Origin of the sequence: Paludibacter sp. 221 (assembly GCF_010501035.1) — a bacterium.
In the GTDB taxonomy this organism is placed as follows: Bacteria; Bacteroidota; Bacteroidia; order Bacteroidales; family Paludibacteraceae; genus QVMH01.
Window position 1 is genome coordinate 1 of sequence record NZ_QVMH01000047.1, and the last position, 18,764, is coordinate 18,764.

Sequence of the window (18,764 nt, forward strand, 5' to 3'; positions counted from 1 at the left end):
AAACAATAGGTCTAATCTATGTTAGACAGCTACTGGTGTAACTTTCACGTCACACGAGTTTTAAATCATAGATAACTCCCGGCTTTTCATTCCCGTTGGACAAAGATAGGGGATGAACTTCGCTTATACACAACAGAATAAGCGGACAGAAACGGTCAGTCAGTGCCACTTATACTTGATTCCAAAATCAGCTTTCTTTTATCGTTTTCTTTGTGGCATGAAAGCAAAAATGCAAGTCGGGATACAAGAAAAATTGTCTGTTTGCCTATTTGGCGATAAGTATGCAGATAGACAGATGTGCAAATGTTCAAGTAATCAGAAACAGATACCTGAATAGCTGATTAAATGAATAAAAGGAGAATTGTATAAATATGGGTAATCATAAAATCATTCATATATGGAAGAAGATAATCAAGTAAACAAAAAAGCAGGTGTGAAGATAGACACAAGTGCATTTATCCGTCAAGTCGCGGTTGCAGGTAGCAATGAAGAAATGCCTAAATCCACACAGGCAGAAAATCGGTTGGAAGTTGCCGGAAACAAAACGAACGCAGAACCGGAAATCTCCATTGAAGAAAAAACAAAAGAACCGCCTAAAAAGAAGCGGGGACAATCGGTAGATTATGAATCGGTATTTCTTTCCCGTAATGAACTCCGTAATCGGCAGGGATTGTATATCGGCAAAGACAACTACGAAGTTCTTCAAACCCTTGTCCGCTCAATACGCAATGAACGGATTAGCGTCAGCGGATTGGTTGATAACATCATCAGCCATCATATCGAACTCTATGAAGATGAAATCAATCGTATCTACGAAGAGAACATCAAAAAGCCCATAAAAAGGAGCGGTAAGTAATTCATTTCAGAAACAGTATAAACTAAAAAAAGAGCATCATGATCAATTCAGAGAATCAAAAGCAAACAAGACCTGTGTATCTTTCTTTCTGCACACAAAAAGGAGGAGCAGGCAAATCCGTCTTCACAACTTTAATAGCCAGTTATCTGCATTATTTGAAAAACTATAATGTTGCTGTAATTGATTGTGATTTCCCACAATGGAGTATCCAGAAGATGCGGAGGCGGGAAGCGGAACAATTACAAACCAATGCTTTTTATCAAAGGAAAGCGGAATCTCTGTTTACAAAATTAGGTAAACTGACTTATCCTATCGTTCCGACCGAACCAGAACAAGCTCTCGCAAGAGCAAAAGCATTTTTGGAAAACGAATCGGAAGAATACGATCTAGTATTATTCGACTTGCCGGGAACAGTGAATAATGAAAATGTAGTTGAGATATTCTTTCAGATGGATTATCTGTTTGTTCCGATAACAACCTCACGGATCAACATGGAGAGCACGTTACCTTTTATTATTTCCATTAACGAGATGATAACCATGAATCCGCAGGTCAGATTGAAGGGTATCTATCCGTTCTGGAACAGAGTAACGAATCGGGAAAGAAAAGAGCTATTCAATTATTACGAAGAAGCCATTTTAGGATTAGGCATTTCCATTATGGAGAGCCGTATCCCGCAAAGTGTCCGTTACGACAGGGAGCAGTCCATTGAAGGAAATGACTACCTGTTCCTCTCAACAATATTCCCACCCGATAAACCACTCCTGAAAGACAGCAGTTTGGATTTACTGGTAGAAGAGATAATCAAAACGATCAAGCTGTAATCATGGAAGCTGAAAAGATAAAAGCAATTCTATTGGCGACGGTATGTTTTTTAATGGCATGCCTGAACCTTTGGAATATCTTCAAGGATTGGTTTGATAAAAAGTATCAATCAAGGAAAGAACATAGCAAGAAAGGGATTCCACGCAAAGATCCTATACCTGATATTGTCGGGAAGTCGAAATTTAAACTGAAAGAAAAAAGTATCTCTAAACAAACAGAACCGGAACCAATAAGACCCGAAGACCCACTAAAAAAGGAAATAGCCGAACTGAAAGAACTAGTGCTGCAACAATCCAAGATGATAGAAGAGAATAAACCTTTCATGTCTATCCCGTTGGAGAAAAAAGAACCTTCCGATATTGATTCGGACACGATAGATGAGGAGGCGATTCCAGTTCTGACAGAAAAGGAACGGTCGCAATTCAGTTCGGGAACAAGCCTTGACGAATTTGAATTGGTAGTCAAGACACTGCAAGGGAAACCTATTACGAAGGAAGAGGAAACGCAAGTTGGTTATATCATCCCGAAAATTGAAGGTACTGATATTTACAACCAATTTACCAAACAGATTCATGGTGCAGAGGAGCGGGCTATGGCAATTATGAATAGGATTGAAGATAATAGGCAGGCCTTATCCAACAAAGGAAATGAGAGGTTTGATTTTAGGAAGTTTGTTAGGGAATAAAATGGGAATGAGTTTTGTGAGGATACGTCTGATTAGTCTATTAGCTGCGTACGAGTTTAGGATGTGGAATAAAGAAGTATTGAGCAAAAGCTCTCATCTATAAGATATGGTCATTTAAAAAAAGGAAGTGGTTTTCTATATCCATAATGCAGATACTGCATGCCAGTTGCTTATACGACAAAATGTATTCGATTAAAAGTTAGTCAGACAGTAATCGCTTTACGTAAATGACATTTTGTCAGACTTGATAATTGGAACGGTAATTGTATAGAGAATAGTGACATGTTTAATTAAATTTGGAGATAATGGCAAAAGAAAACATTTTTAAGATTATGGTTGACCAGAAACCATTTGATGTAGAAAACCAATTCATTACAGGTTTGGAAATCAAGAAACTGGTTGGTGCCCCTACAAATTATGGTGTTTGGCTAAAAGTTAATGGTCCAAATCCAGATAAAGAAATTGCTGATAATGAGCCAGTTGATTTGAGTCAGCCAGGTAGAGAACATTTTTTTACAGGGGCAAAATCCACAACTGAGGGATAAATATGTTCTTGCCTGAATTTGACAGAGATTACTTAACAGAAAAAGGATATACCTTTGAAGAAAAAGTAGAAGGTAATCAGAATGGTTTAATTATACGGAACTGGGGTTTACCTGAAGGCAAGTATAATGTTGAACAATCTGATTTATTGATATTAATTCCCAAAGGTTATCCTGATGTCAAGCCTGACATGTGGTATTTTTATCCTGCCATCCTGCTTAAGCCAAACAATAGCCAAGCAAGACAAACCCAATGTAACATAACTTTTGAAGGTAAATCATGGCAAAGATGGTCAAGGCATTTTCAAGAATGGAGAAGCGGCATAGATGGTATTCATACTTATTTGCAAAAAGTTATAAACGCTGTAAAAATTGCACAATGAAATATACGTTAACCATACAAGAAAGCCATTATTCAGAGTTGAAAAATCATTTATTGAATGAAGATTTAAATGAACATGTGGCTTTTGTCATATGTAGCCGTTCTTTGGTTAATGGAGTAGAAGAACGCCTACTATCAAGAGAAGTCATTACCTTATCGAATGAAAAACTAATCATCTCAGAGCCGACCAAAGTTAGTTGGGATAATCAATACTTTATAGAAATATTGAAGAAGGTGGAAAGTAAGAATTTTTCCATTATTCTTGTTCATAACCATCCAGAAGGATTTAATCAGTTTTCAGAAATAGATGATAAAGGAGAAAAAGAACTATTCCAATTAGCATTTAATCGTAATGGTTACAATACCATTCACGCTAGTCTTATCATGCTACCAGATGGGTATTTGATTGGTCGAGTTTGGAAAACAAATTTGTCAAATGTACAAATATCGCTTATCAGAATAATTGGGAAAAGAATAGTACTGAACTATCCTGATAAGACAAGCGATTACGAAACTCCAGAAGTTTTTAATAGGCAACAATTAGCCTTTGGCAAGGCTTTGGTTCAAGACTTGTCTAAATTAAAGATATCTGTTGTTGGAGCAGGGGCTACTGGATCCGCAACAGCTCTTTTATTAACTCGTTTAGGAATTGGCGAGTTATGCCTTATTGACAAAGATACTGTTGAGCAATCTAATTTAAATAGATTACATGGAGCCAAGCTATCTGATGTTGGCAAGTACAAAGTGGATGTTTTGCAGCAGTATATTAAGGAAATTGGTATCGGAACAAAAATATCAGTAGTAAAAAGTTGGGTCTCGGACAAAGAATGTATTGACCATTTGAAAACTAGTGATTTGATTTTTGGATGTACTGATGATGATGCAGGAAGAATTTTGCTAAATCGTTTTGCTTATTTTTATCTTACCCCAGTTATAGACATGGGGCTAATAATTCAAGTGAAAAAAGACATGAATGAAATACAAGATTTACAAGGGAGAGTATCTTATCTCTATCCAGGTAATGACTGTCTTATAACAAAAGGAAACATAAACACACAACGAGCATACGAACAAGATTTGAAACGAAACAATCCTGAAAGTTATAAAAAACTAAAGAATGAAGCATACGTCATAGGAGAAGGAGATCCTTCTCCTGCGGTGGTTACATTTACAACTCAAATAGCCTCAATATCGGTGAATGAATTGCTTAATAGAATACAAGGTTATAATCCAAGTCTTTTAGATTTTCCACATAAACAATTTTTTTTCCATAGATATGGAGATGGCTCCGAAATTTTTCCAGGTAACATATCCAATAATGAATGTCGAATATGTGGGCAATCAAATTATTGGGGGCGAGGTGATATGCAACCTTTTTTAGATATGGCATAATGAAACAGTTAAATTTTATCATGAAAAAAGTCAGAGATGTTTTTTGGTCATATAAAAAATTTCAATACAAAATTGAAATAATCTCAGACAATCCTAATCCTGATACATTGAAAGACAATATTGTTTATGTTGTTGGTGGTAAACAATACATAAAATGGGCTTATCTTAAATGTCCTTGTGGTTGTAATGATATAATTATGTTGTCATTAGATCAAAAAAAATATCCTTCATGGTCTGTTAAACAAGGTAAATTAGGACAAGCTACTATTTCTCCCTCTATAGATAAATTAGATGGTTGCCACAGTCATTTCTTTATCAAGAAAGGGCGGCTAATTTGGGCGCAGTATTCAAGAAATTTTTAAGTAATTATTGATGATATTTTATTGATCACAAGACCAAATGATTTCAATTTTAGCAACTTAATGACAACAGAGAAGAATGACATAAAGCAACAAAAGTGTTTTTTTAATATCATTTGTTGCTTTATGTGGTTTGTTTAGATAGTTTCGCATATATTATATGCTCAATTTTAATTTCAAATGAGAGGATGAAGGATAGCAAAATCTTTTCAATACATCAATAGGAATATGAAATGCACTTGCCATTTCTTCCTTCGTGTAGTCCAATTCCTCTTCGTGAAGTCTGATTGATTCTGAAAATATTTTAGGGTTATCAATGTAAACATTCACAGGTTCTTTCTTTTTATATCCCTTCCTACTCAACTCTATATTGAAATATTGGTATTGGCTTTGTGATATACACCTTAAATCTTTAGCCCTTCTTATTATCGAAGCCATTGATGTTAACCAATACCGTTTCAATTCTACTGAGTAGCTTAGCTTAAACCCACGTAAAGATTTCGATATAATTTCAGCAGGCATTAGGAATTCAGAGGCGAATCGATTAGCTTCTTGCTCTTTGTCTCGATAATCAGGAATTAAAAAATCGCCTGATGAGTGCATAATCAAATGTCCCAGCTCATGTGCAAGAGTAAACCTTTTATGATCATTGCTAAAATTCTTATTTATAATTATAATGGAATATCCCTCATCAGTAACAAATGAAACACCGTCAAACAAATCAACATTGTAATCAAACTCCACAATTATCACGCCATTTCGCTCAAGTAATGAAAAAACATCTCTTACAGGTTCATCTTTTAACCCTAAATATTTACGTGTGTATTGTGCTGCGTATTCAGGGCTATAACTATCTTCAAGGTCAATTAAACGAATAGATAAATCTGGAAATACTATTGACTCTGCCATTTGATCAATGATATAACCAATTAATTTATTAGAGTATTCTATTTGGGAACGTTCTTTTTTTGTCATCCCAGATTTTCTTCGAAAATGTGCATTTTCCACTTTGTTTGAAATCTTGACCTTATAAAAAGATTCAGGAAATCCCAGAAAGTCAATAATTTTACTTAACACATCATTAGATAGCGTTCCAAGTCCCTTTTCGAATTTGGATAAATTGGACTGTGATAGACCTGTAATGTTAGAAGCCAACTCCGTCTGAGAGATTCCTCTATACTCACGGGCAAAAGTTAATTGCTTATAATTAATTTCCATGATGCTCTTGGTTTTAATAATAAAATTCTCAGTGATGCCTTTTTATTTAATTATTAGTACCTTCTCTTTTTTTGTTTTGACGAACAGAAAGTGGTGTATCTTTAACCTGAGATACAAGAGAAATATTTTTTCTCTCGATATCTGATTCTGTTATAGTCCAACTGACCTTACCTTCATCTATATATACCAATTTTGGATTGCATATATTCCCAAATCTATCTTTATTATAACCAAAAAATAGTATTGGTTCTGTACCGTCATCACTTATGTCAAACAATTTCCCCTGTTCTTGATTCTGTAAAGAAGAAGAAAAACGCGTTTGGATATTCATTGGCATATCTTTGTTATTCAGTTTCTTGAAGAAGACAATATAACTGTTTATTCTAAGCATGAAACGTTTATATTTTCCAAATTTCCACCCTTCTTTGAAATTAGACTGGACGCTTTGCAAAATTTTAGAGTTCAACAAGGAGGCTTCAAAGCCTCTGCATCTGGCCTCTATAGGAGTTTGAACAACCTCTTTCTCATAATTACACACAGCTCCCCAAAAGGATTCAAAAAGACCTTCCAGATAGTCCTTGAGGTCGTTTTCACATTCTTTAGCGTTTATTATACGCTTTCTTTTGGCTCTAAAAGCCTTTTCTTTTAATTTTGTCATTGCAAAAATTTTAATTTATTTTCGGGCATCACCGAGAAATGAAGATTATCTCTGCGCCAACAGAGATATTCTTTTGCCGCAAAGATATATAATTTTTAGGAAATCTTGTAATTTGTACTATATAATATTAAAAAATAATTGTAAATCCGGCTTCCACCCACCTTTAGGTAGACTTTCTTTATCGGTAATATATGTATTCTGCAATGCCATAGGAAATAATTTACATTAGGATACTATGATAAATATAAGCAAGTGAAGGATCTGTTTATTGCACAAATCGTTAATATTCAATCAATTTAGCTTCTCCTATTGCATGCCAATAAGCCAGCTTAACAACCTTATCTCTCTCTTCAGTCGCTAAATTCATAAAATCAACAATACAATCCTCTTTCGGAAAATAGGAATGACAATAGACAGGTATAATACCCTCAGGTACAATTCCAATATAATCCGTACCGGATACCATAGCTAAAATTTCTTTGGCATCCCACAGCTTGAAAGGGATATTGTGGTTATACAAAGCTATTGCAAATCGTACAGTTTCAGCTACTCGGTTACGGCTTTTTCCAGAAAGAGATAATCTCCAACCATCTGCTCGCTTGTCAACATACAGCGAAATATGTGTAGAGTTACCACCTCGACAAACTTCCCACGGATGACCAAATTGCCATTCTCGTTTGTTAAACCATTCTTCAAATGCTTGGGGAGAGTCAGGATTCAGTTGGGTAAGTCCGAAATCTCTTCCATCTGCAAATTTACGGTATAAATCTACTGGTTTCATATTTGCACTCTGCAAATAGCTATTAGCGTCATATCCAATTTTACAGCAGTCAAAGAAGATACCGGAAGTCATTTTCTCTGGAAAGATAGTCTGTTCATCATCTTCGGACAATTCTACAATAATCTTTAGTATATCTATATCAGTCGTTGTCAATCCCTTCAGCATCCACTCTTTTTCTTTCGGGTCAATGTTCCAATAATCCTGCCGAAGGATGCGACCAGTACGTTTTGTATAAGGAAGATGTTGATTGATATACTCATTATAGCCGGACATATCTCTTTTGAGCCAGTCAATACATTTGCTAACGGTTTGATCAATCCATGAAATAAGCTGGAGATTAATGGATTCCGTAATATTCGATGTTTCCTTCTTTATGTGCAGAGTAAGTTTACTGTCAATGAAAAGAAAACAAGCTTCATTATAACGTTTTACAGAGAGAAGATACCATTTTATTGGATCCGGATATTCTTCTTTCCATAACTCTTCATACTCATCTTTGCTACTTACGATCTCATTCTCCAAATACTCATCATAATCTCCGAAATCCTCTATAGAGCCACGTTCTATGATTAACCAAAGTTCACGACATTCATCATTACCACAGATTGCAACACATTGAAGTTTCTCTATTATACTTAACAAAGCATCTTTCTCCTCCTGACTGAGTAAATCAGGATGGTATTGTGCCCTTTCAATGAGATTATCAAATACAGGAGCAGAGAAAGTAGCTATGCCATTTACTTGTTGCATCCAACAAAAGTAGTCATATTTTAGCCGATATATCTCATAAAAACAAGAATTGACTAGATAATAGTGGGGTAATTTACTCAGCAAGTGAATGAGAAAAACCTCTTTTGTTTTGTACGCAAAATAAAAAGGCCTCATTTTCGTCTTGTCGATAAAACAGAAATGCTCTTAATTCATCTCAATACCTTTATTTTGTTTCCATAATGCGCTATTTTTGCTGCATAACAGAAACAAAAAAAGGGCTAATTGCTTTAATTGAGGGCAGGCAGGTTTAATATGATTCCATCCTTTGCAAAAATAATCACGCTAATAACGAGCAGAACGATGAAAGATAATCATCCTCACTCCCTCCTTTTTTTGTCCGAAAAAAAGCAGTAATTTCAGACAAATTTTAACCTCCCTCTTGTTTTGTCCGAAAAAAAGCAGTAATTTCGGACATAATTTAGTAAAACAAGAAATATGGCACATGTTTTATCCAAGGAAATTAAACACCGCATAATGCAAAACGGAGAAGGAAGGCTTTATGTGATAAGTGATTTTGCTGATTTGAATAATGATGCGTTGGTTACTAGGGTGCTATCCCGACTTGAAAATGAAAAATTTCTGATACGTCTCTCGCAAGGCATCTATTTGTATCCAAGCCGTAATCGTTATGGGATACATAAACCATCTATTGACACAATTGCAAAAACGATTGCTGAAAAAGACAAGGCGCGTATTATCCCATCAGGCTTAACTGCTTTGAATGCTTTGGGGCTATCAACTCAGGTTCCAATGAATGCTGTATATCTAACAAATGGCACTCCAAGGTCAATTACAGTGGGTAATCGCAAAATTATTTTCAAGAAAAGCGTCCCCAGAAATTTTGCTTATCAAAGCGAGTTGTTTTCTTTAGCTGTATCAGCAATGAAAGAAATCGGCGAAAATAATATTGATGACAATACAATACTAACAATAAAAGAAGTACTTGCCAAGGAGCCAAATCAGGAAATGATTAGGCAGGATTTCCTTATAGCTCCACAGTGGATTCGCAAGAAATTAAATATAATCTGATTATGGGAACGACGTTAAAACAGAACTGGATACATCTACCTTTAGAGGAAAAACAAACCATTCTTGCAAATGTTGCAGAAGAAAAAGGTATTGATGATAATGCCGTAGAAAAAGATTTTTGGGTAAGCATGGTTCTGAAAGCAATTTTTGGATTAGCTTGCAGCAAAGGAGTCGTTTTTAAGGGTGGAACGAGTCTTAGCAAAGGTTGGGATTTAATAGAGCGATTCTCTGAAGATTGCGATCTTGCCATAGATAGAGCTGTTCTTGGATTTGGAGAGAACCTAAGTAAGAAGGAACGTACTGAATTAAGAAAAGAATCAAAACGATTCGTAGATAACACACTTGTTCCAGAGATAGAAAAAGCATTGGACGCATTGGGGTTATCAGGACATTTTAAGTTGGTGAATCCTGAAACAACAGTATCGGATAAAGATCCTGTTGAGTTTTTCATCGAATATACCTCTATATTGCCTGATAAGAATCCATACATAGCCGAAAGAGTTAAGGTTGAAATGAGTTGCCGTTCTCTAATCGAACCATTTGAACCTGTTGAAATGCGATCTATGATTGAAGAAGCATACCCGGATGAGCCTTTTAGTGAATCACCGTTTGTTGTGCCAACAGTTTTTCCGGGGAAGACGTTTTTAGAGAAGATTTTTCTTCTCCATGAAGAATTTAATCGAATAGGAGGCGGTAGAAATATCGATAGACTTACTAGGCATCTTTATGACATAGAGAAGATGATGGATAAAGAATTTGCCATAAAAGCGATGAATGATGAGTTCTTATACTCTCATATTGTTGAACATCGAAGCAAATTTACCGCATGGAGTGGATTTGATTACCAAAGCCACCATCCTTCAACGATTTCTTTCTTACCGCCGAAACCCTTGGTTGAGACACTTAAGGATGATTATAAAAAGATGCAAGAAGGGTTCATTTATGGAAAGAGGCTATCTTATGATGAACTAATTAAACGCGTTACCATTTTACAAGAACGGTTCAGAAAACTAACATGCAATACTCCGTTCTTTAGCCCTAAGTAAAAAAATATAAGTATCAGGGCATTTATATTTTTGAATAACCAATACCATATCATCCGCAATAATATACAGACTGTGTATATTGTTGCGGATGCATTGCTTATATAAAATTCTATTGGGCTCTCTTTTCTATTTTTATCCTACCTACAGAACGAAAATTGCCATAGTCCATTAGTTTATTGTGTTGTGCTGTTATTAGTTTATTATGCAGAATCTAATATAGTAAACTGTCAATCAGTATATTATAGCACTATTTCAAGATAATATTTCGAAAAAATCCTTCATTGTTATAGATATTTTCCCTACCTTTACAACAGAAATCATGCAAATAGCGAGCAGAACGATGAAAAATAATCGTGTGCTAAATCGTGTGGGATTCCAAATTTAAGAAAACATAAAAGGTTGACTATCAATAGAGATACAGTAAAGGTTCTCTTTCTGGTGGCACCACCTCAAAATCAAGCAGTTACAGTAAATGTAGCTGCTTTTTTTATTGTTATATAGTCTGTTTTTACGTGGTTTAACGCATGTTGTGTAAAGCAGTTCCCTCGGGCTAAATCGTGGTCATTTTTTAAGCCGCGAAAAATTGACCACGAATGACACTGTAAGTCACTGATTGTCTTGTTGTTTAAGGCACTCTATTAAGCATGGTTCAAGTATCTTTAAACCATTAATTTTTAGAGTATGAAACAGACTTTTAATGTGCTTTTCTTTATTCGGAAAACACGAGCGTTGAAATCAGGAGAGAATCCTATCATGTTGCGAATCTCAATCGCAGGGCAATTATCGGAAATGCAGCTAAAGAGAGCTGTAAAACCTAACCTTTGGAATCAGAACAAAGAACGTTGTACCGGTAAAGATGCCGCTTCACTGGAAATTAACCGTTATCTTGAATCGGTGAAACTTCGCCTATTTGAAATCCATCGGAAGATGGAGGAAGAAGGAAAACTAATCAATCCAATGGAAATAAAGCGGAAATTCCTCGGACTGGATGAGGAACACAAAATGTTCTTTCAGGTATTTCAGGAGCATAACGACAAGTGCCGTGAACTTATCGGCAAAGATTATGCAAAAGTTACGATCTCTCGTTTTGATACCTGTTTGAAGTATTTTCGGGAAATGAGTATAGCCCAATATCAACGAAAAGATATTCCATTAAAGGAAGTTGCCAACGGTATGATTCATGATTATATTCATTTCCTGAAAGCTGAAAAGGGATTGCAGGAGAATACGGTTATCCGCTACATGAAGGTAGTAAAGAAGGTGTTAAACATTGCGGTAAACTATGATTGGATACAAAAGAATCCATTTGGCAATATCCGTTTCCACGAAAAAGAAGTAAACAAAGAGTTTCTGACTAACCCTATCGCAAGAACGATATACATTGGTGAACTTATGACGAAATAACATGCTGTCATCAGTCCAAGGATATTTTTCATTATTGTACCTTGACCAAAAAATATCCATCCGTTTTTCCATAAAGTTGAAATAGTATCTAAATGCCTCATCTCGTACTTTTATCATTATTCTAAGAATTGAGTTGTTAATATAATTGTTGATCAAAACATTTATTGCATAAATAAACAAAATTCTACATCTCCTCTAACGACAAGCAAATCTCTTCAATCTGATATTTAGACAGCAATTTATTCTTAAGATGCTCTACCTTTGCTGCCAATAACTCTGGTTTAAAGTTCTTCTTTTGTCGCTTTACTTCTGCTACTACTGCTTGATTTTTCTCCAATTTCAGAGCAACAATATCAATTTCGTTCTGATTACCTTTAGGTTCCCACCATGAACCAATGGCTCTGTACTGGAAACTTTCGGCAAGCTGTTGTTTGAAGTATCTTTCCAACATAATACCCGAATAAGTCGGATAGTCAGATTTAATGATAGCCTGTAAGCCGATAAAGTTCTTTATCTCTATCAGCGAGCGATGGCGGTCGAAATAGTTGAACCAAAAACGGATAAAATTATCTTGTATTTCGTATCGCACGGCTTGACTTCCTTCTTTAGCCAGTATAGGGCGTTGGCGAACAATAATATTGTAATCCTCAATCAATCGTTTGATTTGTCCGCCTATACTTTTATCTCCTAATGCAGCTTCTATTTCGGGTTGTGTATTGATACCTCCCGAGATAGCACTTAGGATAGAGAAGTAGGTAGCATAGTTTTTTCCAAACTCTTCTATCAATAGATTTCTTCCCTCATCGGTAAATGGAGAGTTTTCCCGAACCATGAAAGAAATCATTTCATCTATGCTCAATGTAATATTATCACAGAACAACTCAACATACTTAGGAACTCCACCTGTAAAGGTATATAGCGCAAGTAAGTCGTCATTGGTGTAACTTGGATTGTAATCACGCATAATTTCTTTCAGCGTGTTTAAATCAAAAGCCGATAATTTGATGATATTGTCTGCTCTGCCGAATAGAGGCTCTTTATTGTTCTGGAATATTTTCTGCATCAGCGAATAAATAGAGCCGGATACTATCAGATTCATTTTTGATTTCTTTCGATAGGTGTCCCATATATTCTGCATATCGCTATACACAGATTCGTTGATGTTGTAGAACTCCTGAAATTCGTCAATAACGAGATTAAACGATTTCTGTGAAGCCAATTCCATTAAATATTGGAACAATGACCGGAAAGTGCGTATTTCAGTAGGGATAAAAGTATCAAGCGATTGACTGATGATTGGAATAAATTCAGAACAGAGCGTTGCTTCGCTTTTACGACCAACAAACAGATAGACAGTCGGCAAATCCTCAACTGACTTCATAATAAGGCTTGTTTTGCCAATCCTTCTTCTTCCTGTTACTACAGTCAGGCAGGAGTGGTCGCTGAACGATAAGTTTTGTATCCGTTTCAACTCTGCCAATTCGCTTGTTCTGTTATAAAACTTCATACTCTTTGTTTTTGTTACGTCCGTAACTGTTACGGCGGTTACAAAGATATATAAAAGTTTGGATATAGCAATCTTTCTAATTTTTAAGTTTATAGATGCCGATTTCAGAAACAATAATACCTTTCTACCGCGCAAGTCACCATGCTAGTCAATGCGCAAGAACCGCGCAAGTCACCTAAATGAGTAGAGGAATATATTGGGAATGATTTGCCTAACAAGTGAGTGATAAAAGCCTCTTTTGTTTTGTGTGCAAAACAGAAACAGTGTATTTTCGTTTTGTTGACGGAACAGAAATATCCTCAATTCATCTCAATACTCTGTTTTATTTTTATTGTAATGTGGGGCGGCAATTCGTTTAAAAATCAGTATGGAGATGCCTACCGACAATGTACCGATGAGGTAAGATAATGGCAACCCGCCCGTGGTATCGGATATCCGCCCACCTACAACCAGCCCCAGCCCTACACCAATATCCCAACTGGTAAGATATGTAGAGCTTGCTGTGGCACGCCTGTTGTGTGGTGCAAGGTTTACAAAGAGCGTATTGTAGGCAGGGAATAGCATGCCATATCCTACTCCCAACAACACGGCTATGGAATAAAATAGCACTGTGATTAACACTGTATTATCGGCAAAAGCATTTATCCTATTAAGGCTTGATAAGGTGAAAAAAGCTACTAAGCAGATGATAGTTCCGCAAGCGATAACCCACGTGAGCTTTCCACGGTCTACCATTTTTCCGGCAAACAGGCGCGACCCTATTAAGCCTACAGCCATCAGCGAAAAGAATATACCCATACTGCTTTGTATGCCCAATTCTTTACCATAAATAGCTACGTACGTAGTCAGCATGCCGTACGGAATGGCTATAAACATAAAGCTAATGCCACCGCTTAGCCCTTTGGGTAGGAAAAAGCGGTCGAAAGCAAGTGGCTGTTTCAGGCTTTTCTCTATTTTTTTCTCTGTTTTTATTGTACTTGCCACCAGAAAGCCCAGTAAGCCGCTTCCGATGGCAATATAGAAAATAATGTTGAAACTATAGAAATCGTGTAGAAACAGGCTGAACATCGGGCCTGTAGCCATAGCCAGATTGTTGGCAACTCCAAAGTACCCCAATCCCTCGCCACGTCGTGAGGAGGGCATGATGTCTACTACTAAGCTGTTGCCTGCCGTGGTCACCATGCCGAAAGTTAAGCCATGCATGATACGTACAATTACGAAAATGCTAATCAGGTTGGCAAGCGTATAGCCTGCGAAGCAAGCCACAAACAAGATGTAGGCAATCAGGTATAGCGGTTTACGGCTGAACATATCTAAGATAAATCCGGCTACGGGACGGATGGCTAATGCAGCAAGGGTATAACACGAGAGGATGATACCGACCGAAGAACGGTTTGTGTCGAATACTTCGATAAGGTAGAGAGGCAGGATAGGCAGCAATAGATAAAAAGCGAAAAACAGCAGGAAATTACCTATGCATGCACTGATAAAACTCTGTGTCCAAAGTTTGTCTTTTGGTTGAGGCAGGCTAATATTTTGTTCCATTTCTATTTTGTTAAAATTCAGATTATAATATATATAGGGCGTATAGCGGCTTTAAGTCCGCTTTACGCCTAAATTTAGATGTCAGCGTATTTTATCTTTGTCTGACAAGCGGCGCTAAGTCGCCGTGTGTACAGATTAATTTCATCACAAAAAATCGTCGTCTGTCTTATCTTGAATCAGCTTATATGTAATATTATAAATATCTTCTTCTTGCAGATTCAATATAGCTAACCCTAATTGTTTGTTTATCAAAGTTCCGGTTCTGTATCCAATATAATCAGGGAAAGAGGAAAACTCCCAATCCTCCAGTTTATCAATCAAATTAGCCATTAAAGGATTTTGATGAATATACATGAAGCAGGATAAAGCATAATTATCTTTTGCAAAGTTCAGTGGTTTTGCTTTTGTTTTATGTGCAAAAAGAACTCCTTGTCGGTTTAATTGTTTGTTTATAGCCTGAGTGTATGAGCTAAGAACCGTCCCCATTGCCTGAGCAAAAAGAGACATATGTCCCCTGCCTTTGGTTTGGGAGATTTGGGCACCTTCTTCCTTTATTATTACAATCAGGTGAAAATGATTTGGCATTAAACAATATGCCAGAATATCAGCAAATGGTAATAGATGTTTTCGGATTTTACGAAGAAAAAAAAGATAATTTTCTCGGCTGAGAAAGATATTCTCATTACTGCGGTTGTATATATGATATGAACATCCTTCGTCGAAAAGCATATCCTTTTTAGCTGAAAGGCGTATAGCGGCTTCAAGTCCGCTTTACGCCTAAAGTTATTTTATCGAGAGTGTATTTTTTTCCGACAAGCGGCTTTGAGCCGATTGCGATACGGACGCTTATACGTGTATAAAAATCGGACAAGCGGTAAATCCGCTGTGCCGATTTTTTATCAAATTATTTTTTCAGTGCTTCGATGCCTTCTTTCAGCGAAGCTATTTTGCTTTCGGCATCTGCTTTTTTCTTGTATTCGGCTTCAACTATTTCCGGTTTTGCATTGGCTACGAATTTCTCGTTTCCAAGTTTTTTCATCACCGAGTTTAAGAAACCTTCGTAATAGCTGATTTCAGCTTCCATCTTCTTTATTTCTTCTTCTGCGTTAATCAAACTGCCTAATGGAATAGCATATTCAGTAGTTCCTACTAAGAACGATGTAGAACCGGCCTCCGGCTCTTCAACCGGCTTGATAGATTCCAGATTGCCTAACTTTGTTATTACTGAATCGAAAGCAGTGTTATGTTCTCCTTTAATCTGAAGATTTAAAACATCCTTGTTCGGGAGGTTCTTTTGCAGTCGAATAGTACGGATACTTCCGATGATTTCTTTTGTTTTTTCAAAATCGGCAATGATTTTTTCGTTAACCGGCTTTGGTTGCGGCATCATCGACACCATGATACTTTCGCCCGGCTTGCGTTCTTCCAACGCTTGCCACAGTTCTTCGGTAATGAAAGGCATATAAGGATGCAACGCTTTCAGCAATGTGTCGAAGAAAGCAAGCGTTGAAGCGTAAGTAGCCTTGTCGATAGGTTGCTGATACGCAGGTTTAATCATTTCCAGATACCACGAAGAAAACTCGTCCCAAAATAATTTGTAAACCATCATCAACGCCTCAGATAAACGGTACTTGCTGAATAAGTCGTCTATTTCAATCAGGGTTTTATTTAGCTGTGCGTCAAACCACTCAACCGCAATTTTTGACGATTCGGGTTGTGCAATATCGGCTACTTCCCAGCCTTTAACCAGTCGGAAAGCGTTCCATATCTTATTATTGAAGTTGCGTCCCTGTTCGCAGAGGCTCTCGTCGAAAGGTAAATCGTTTCCGGCAGGGGAGGTGAGTAGCATTCCCATACGTACCCCATCGGCTCCGTATTTATCCATCAGTTCGATAGGGTCGGGCGAGTTTCCGAGCGATTTTGACATTTTACGTCCCAGTTTGTCGCGCACGATACCTGTGAAATATACGTTTTTGAAACATTCTTTTTCACGGTACTCGTATCCGGCCATAATCATACGGGCTACCCAGAAAAATATAATTTCAGGAGCAGTCACAAGGTCGTCGGTCGGGTAATAATAGTTTATTTCTTTATTGTCGGGCTGGTTGATGCCGTCGAAAACAGATATAGGCCATAACCACGACGAAAACCACGTGTCCAGACAGTCCTCGTCTTGTCTCAAATCTTCGATAGTAATCGGATAATCAACTTTCTGCAATGCTTTTTCGAATGCTTCTTCTTTTGTCTCTCCTACAACAAACCCTCCTTGTGGCAGGTAATATGCCGGAATCTGATGTCCCCACCATAGTTGGCGTGAGATGTTCCAGTCCTTTATATTTTCCATCCAATGGCGGTAGGTGTTCTTGAATTTCGGAGGGTGAAACTTAATGGTGTCATCCATTACAGCATCCAAAGCCGGTTTTGCAAGTTCTTCCATTTTTAGGAACCATTGCATCGAGAGTTTAGGCTCGATAGGCACATCGGTACGTTCCGAATAACCTACTTTGTTAGTGTATGACTCTACTTTTTCGAGTAAGCCAAGTGCATCCAGGTCTTTTTCTATTTGTTTGCGCACATCAAAACGGTCCATGTCTTTGTACTGCAATCCGAAACCATTCAGCGTACCATTGTCGTTGAAAATGTCGATTATTTCCAGATTATATTTCTCGCCCAGCATGTAGTCATTCACATCATGCGCAGGAGTAACTTTCAGGAATCCCGTTCCAAATTCCACATCAACATACTCGTCTTCGATAACCGGCACTTCGCGGTTTGCAATCGGTACGATAAGTTTTTTGCCTTTGAAAGCGGCTGTTTTCGGGTCGTTGGGATGAATACATACTGCCACGTCGCCAAAAATAGTTTCGGGGCGTGTAGTAGCAATTACCGCGTAATTGTCTTCGCCTACTACCTTGTATTTAATATAGTATAATTTGCCGTTTACCTCTTTGTGAAAAACTTCTTCGTCCGAGATAGCTGTCAGGGCTTTTGGGTCCCAGTTTACCATGCGTACGCCACGGTAGATTTTTCCTTTTTCGTACAAATCGCAGAATACTTTAATAACGCTTTTGCTGCGTTCCTCGTCCATAGTGAAAGCTGTACGGTCCCAATCGCACGAGGCACCTAATTTTTTCAACTGTTCGAGGATGATTCCGCCGTGTTTGTGCGTCCAGTCCCAAGCATGAACTAAAAATTCTTCGCGGGTCAGGTCGTTCTTTTGGATGCCTTCCGATGCCAGTTTCTGCACAACCTTGGCTTCGGTTGCAATAGAGGCATGGTCGGTTCCCGGAACCCAGCAGGCATTTTTGCCTAACATACGTGCACGACGCACTAATACGTCCTGAATTGTATTGTTCAGCATATGTCCCATGTGAAGTACCCCCGTAACGTTTGGAGGCGGAATGACGACAGTATATGGCTCACGGTTATCCGGTTCGGAGTGAAAAAACTTATTGTCTAACCAATACTGATACCATTTCGACTCTATTTCAGTCGGATTGTACTTACTTGCAAGTTCCATTTTTCTGATTTACAATTAAATTATACAATTTATAAAAGGATTTATTTCCCTTGTCGGAAAATGAATACAAAAGTACAAAAAAAGCTACAAATCAAATCATTTGTAGCTTTATATATTTATTTTTAGTACATGACAAAAAACTGAATAGCAATCAGTAATTTGCTCACATTTAATGATTTTGTTTAAATCATCTTACTTCCTTTTGCCTTGATGCAAAAGGAACAAAAAATCAAGACTGTGCCCG

17 protein-coding genes and 1 pseudogene are annotated in these 18,764 nt (G+C 37.3%); 10 read left to right on the forward strand and 8 right to left on the reverse strand.

The genetic code is table 11. The annotated features are described in order from the left end of the window. The first annotated feature begins 397 nt into the window (after positions 1-397). The 7 genes from D0T49_RS10200 to D0T49_RS10230 all read left to right on the forward strand — a co-directional run bounded on the left by D0T49_RS10200 (position 398) and on the right by D0T49_RS10230 (position 5,044). Entirely contained in the window at positions 398-856 is a 459-nt protein-coding gene (locus D0T49_RS10200; protein ID WP_163631038.1) for a DUF3408 domain-containing protein, read from the forward strand. Between the two features lie 38 nt (positions 857-894). Then, positions 895-1,680 (forward strand): ParA family protein, encoded by a 786-nt coding sequence (locus D0T49_RS10205; protein ID WP_163631040.1) that lies wholly within the window; start codon positions 895-897, stop codon positions 1,678-1,680. A gap of 2 nt (positions 1,681-1,682) precedes the next feature. Continuing rightward, complete coding sequence (locus tag D0T49_RS10210) at positions 1,683-2,366, forward strand: hypothetical protein (RefSeq protein ID WP_163631042.1); 684 nt, start codon at positions 1,683-1,685, stop codon at positions 2,364-2,366. 305 nt (positions 2,367-2,671) lie between these two features. Beyond that, the gene (locus tag D0T49_RS10215) at positions 2,672-2,911 is read left to right on the forward strand and encodes a multiubiquitin domain-containing protein (RefSeq protein ID WP_163631044.1); all 240 of its coding nucleotides are present in this window, start codon (positions 2,672-2,674) and stop codon (positions 2,909-2,911) included. Positions 2,912-2,913: 2 nt separating this feature from the next. After that, complete coding sequence (locus tag D0T49_RS10220) at positions 2,914-3,291, forward strand: E2/UBC family protein (protein WP_203583463.1); 378 nt, start codon at positions 2,914-2,916, stop codon at positions 3,289-3,291. Then, positions 3,288-4,682 carry a ThiF family adenylyltransferase gene (locus D0T49_RS10225; RefSeq protein ID WP_163631046.1) on the forward strand — a complete coding sequence of 465 codons (1,395 nt, stop codon included), beginning with the start codon at positions 3,288-3,290 and terminating at the stop codon, positions 4,680-4,682. The genes D0T49_RS10220 and D0T49_RS10225 overlap by 4 nt, the downstream gene beginning before the upstream one ends. A 20-nt stretch (positions 4,683-4,702) precedes the next feature. Then, complete coding sequence (locus D0T49_RS10230) at positions 4,703-5,044, forward strand: DUF6527 family protein (RefSeq protein ID WP_163631048.1); 342 nt, start codon at positions 4,703-4,705, stop codon at positions 5,042-5,044. Between the two features lie 153 nt (positions 5,045-5,197). On the opposite strand, the gene D0T49_RS10235 is transcribed toward D0T49_RS10230, so the two are convergent. From D0T49_RS10235 to D0T49_RS10245, 3 genes are all read right to left on the reverse strand, one after another. Then, positions 5,198-6,259, reverse strand: a complete 1,062-nt coding sequence (locus tag D0T49_RS10235) for an ImmA/IrrE family metallo-endopeptidase (protein WP_163631050.1) — start codon at positions 6,257-6,259, stop codon at positions 5,198-5,200. Between the two features lie 46 nt (positions 6,260-6,305). Beyond that, positions 6,306-6,917, reverse strand: coding sequence for a hypothetical protein (locus D0T49_RS10240; RefSeq protein WP_163631052.1), 612 nt, complete (start codon positions 6,915-6,917; stop codon positions 6,306-6,308). A gap of 280 nt (positions 6,918-7,197) precedes the next feature. Further along, positions 7,198-8,448 carry a hypothetical protein gene (locus tag D0T49_RS10245; RefSeq protein ID WP_163631054.1) on the reverse strand — a complete coding sequence of 417 codons (1,251 nt, stop codon included), beginning with the start codon at positions 8,446-8,448 and terminating at the stop codon, positions 7,198-7,200. 456 nt (positions 8,449-8,904) lie between these two features. Here D0T49_RS10245 and D0T49_RS10250 point away from each other — a divergent pair, with 456 nt between their 5' ends. The 3 genes from D0T49_RS10250 to D0T49_RS10260 all read left to right on the forward strand — a co-directional run bounded on the left by D0T49_RS10250 (position 8,905) and on the right by D0T49_RS10260 (position 11,948). Beyond that, complete coding sequence (locus D0T49_RS10250; protein WP_163631057.1) at positions 8,905-9,498, forward strand: DUF6088 family protein; 594 nt, start codon at positions 8,905-8,907, stop codon at positions 9,496-9,498. A gap of 2 nt (positions 9,499-9,500) precedes the next feature. Further along, the gene (locus D0T49_RS10255) at positions 9,501-10,544 is read left to right on the forward strand and encodes a nucleotidyl transferase AbiEii/AbiGii toxin family protein (RefSeq protein ID WP_163631059.1); all 1,044 of its coding nucleotides are present in this window, start codon (positions 9,501-9,503) and stop codon (positions 10,542-10,544) included. Positions 10,545-11,225: 681 nt separating this feature from the next. Then, complete coding sequence (locus tag D0T49_RS10260) at positions 11,226-11,948, forward strand: phage integrase SAM-like domain and Arm DNA-binding domain-containing protein (protein ID WP_163631061.1); 723 nt, start codon at positions 11,226-11,228, stop codon at positions 11,946-11,948. Here the strand turns inward: D0T49_RS10260 and D0T49_RS13245 are convergent. The 5 genes and pseudogenes from D0T49_RS13245 to D0T49_RS10285 all read right to left on the reverse strand — a co-directional run. Next, positions 11,949-12,065, reverse strand: a pseudogene (locus D0T49_RS13245) (nucleotide kinase domain-containing protein); the annotation flags it as partial. A gap of 67 nt (positions 12,066-12,132) precedes the next feature. Next, complete coding sequence (locus D0T49_RS10270; RefSeq protein ID WP_163631063.1) at positions 12,133-13,455, reverse strand: ATP-binding protein; 1,323 nt, start codon at positions 13,453-13,455, stop codon at positions 12,133-12,135. A gap of 309 nt (positions 13,456-13,764) precedes the next feature. Then, the gene (locus tag D0T49_RS10275; RefSeq protein WP_163631065.1) at positions 13,765-15,000 is read right to left on the reverse strand and encodes an MFS transporter; all 1,236 of its coding nucleotides are present in this window, start codon (positions 14,998-15,000) and stop codon (positions 13,765-13,767) included. A 144-nt stretch (positions 15,001-15,144) separates the two neighbouring features. After that, on the reverse strand, positions 15,145-15,585 hold the full coding sequence (locus D0T49_RS10280; RefSeq protein ID WP_163631067.1) for a hypothetical protein: 441 nt from the start codon (positions 15,583-15,585) through the stop codon (positions 15,145-15,147). Between the two features lie 319 nt (positions 15,586-15,904). Further along, positions 15,905-18,520, reverse strand: coding sequence for a valine--tRNA ligase (locus D0T49_RS10285; RefSeq protein ID WP_163631069.1), 2,616 nt, complete (start codon positions 18,518-18,520; stop codon positions 15,905-15,907). Positions 18,521-18,764 lie beyond the last annotated feature (244 nt).

What these genes read in the sequence shown, in the direction of transcription:
- D0T49_RS10260 (WP_163631061.1), top strand. Translation starts at nt 11,226, where the DNA reads ATGAAACAGACTTTTAATGTGCTTTTCTTTATTCGGAAAACACGAGCG.
- D0T49_RS10270 (WP_163631063.1), bottom strand. Translation starts at nt 13,455, where the DNA reads ATGAAGTTTTATAACAGAACAAGCGAATTGGCAGAGTTGAAACGGATA.
- D0T49_RS10200 (WP_163631038.1), top strand. Translation starts at nt 398, where the DNA reads ATGGAAGAAGATAATCAAGTAAACAAAAAAGCAGGTGTGAAGATAGAC.
- D0T49_RS10205 (WP_163631040.1), top strand. Translation starts at nt 895, where the DNA reads ATGATCAATTCAGAGAATCAAAAGCAAACAAGACCTGTGTATCTTTCT.
- D0T49_RS10225 (WP_163631046.1), top strand. Translation starts at nt 3,288, where the DNA reads ATGAAATATACGTTAACCATACAAGAAAGCCATTATTCAGAGTTGAAA.
- D0T49_RS10285 (WP_163631069.1), bottom strand. Translation starts at nt 18,520, where the DNA reads ATGGAACTTGCAAGTAAGTACAATCCGACTGAAATAGAGTCGAAATGG.
- D0T49_RS10245 (WP_163631054.1), bottom strand. Translation starts at nt 8,448, where the DNA reads ATGCAACAAGTAAATGGCATAGCTACTTTCTCTGCTCCTGTATTTGAT.
- D0T49_RS10275 (WP_163631065.1), bottom strand. Translation starts at nt 15,000, where the DNA reads ATGGAACAAAATATTAGCCTGCCTCAACCAAAAGACAAACTTTGGACA.
- D0T49_RS10215 (WP_163631044.1), top strand. Translation starts at nt 2,672, where the DNA reads ATGGCAAAAGAAAACATTTTTAAGATTATGGTTGACCAGAAACCATTT.
- D0T49_RS10235 (WP_163631050.1), bottom strand. Translation starts at nt 6,259, where the DNA reads ATGGAAATTAATTATAAGCAATTAACTTTTGCCCGTGAGTATAGAGGA.
- D0T49_RS10220 (WP_203583463.1), top strand. Translation starts at nt 2,914, where the DNA reads ATGTTCTTGCCTGAATTTGACAGAGATTACTTAACAGAAAAAGGATAT.
- D0T49_RS10250 (WP_163631057.1), top strand. Translation starts at nt 8,905, where the DNA reads ATGGCACATGTTTTATCCAAGGAAATTAAACACCGCATAATGCAAAAC.
- D0T49_RS10230 (WP_163631048.1), top strand. Translation starts at nt 4,703, where the DNA reads ATGAAAAAAGTCAGAGATGTTTTTTGGTCATATAAAAAATTTCAATAC.
- D0T49_RS10255 (WP_163631059.1), top strand. Translation starts at nt 9,501, where the DNA reads ATGGGAACGACGTTAAAACAGAACTGGATACATCTACCTTTAGAGGAA.
- D0T49_RS10280 (WP_163631067.1), bottom strand. Translation starts at nt 15,585, where the DNA reads ATGCCAAATCATTTTCACCTGATTGTAATAATAAAGGAAGAAGGTGCC.
- D0T49_RS10210 (WP_163631042.1), top strand. Translation starts at nt 1,683, where the DNA reads ATGGAAGCTGAAAAGATAAAAGCAATTCTATTGGCGACGGTATGTTTT.
- D0T49_RS10240 (WP_163631052.1), bottom strand. Translation starts at nt 6,917, where the DNA reads ATGACAAAATTAAAAGAAAAGGCTTTTAGAGCCAAAAGAAAGCGTATA.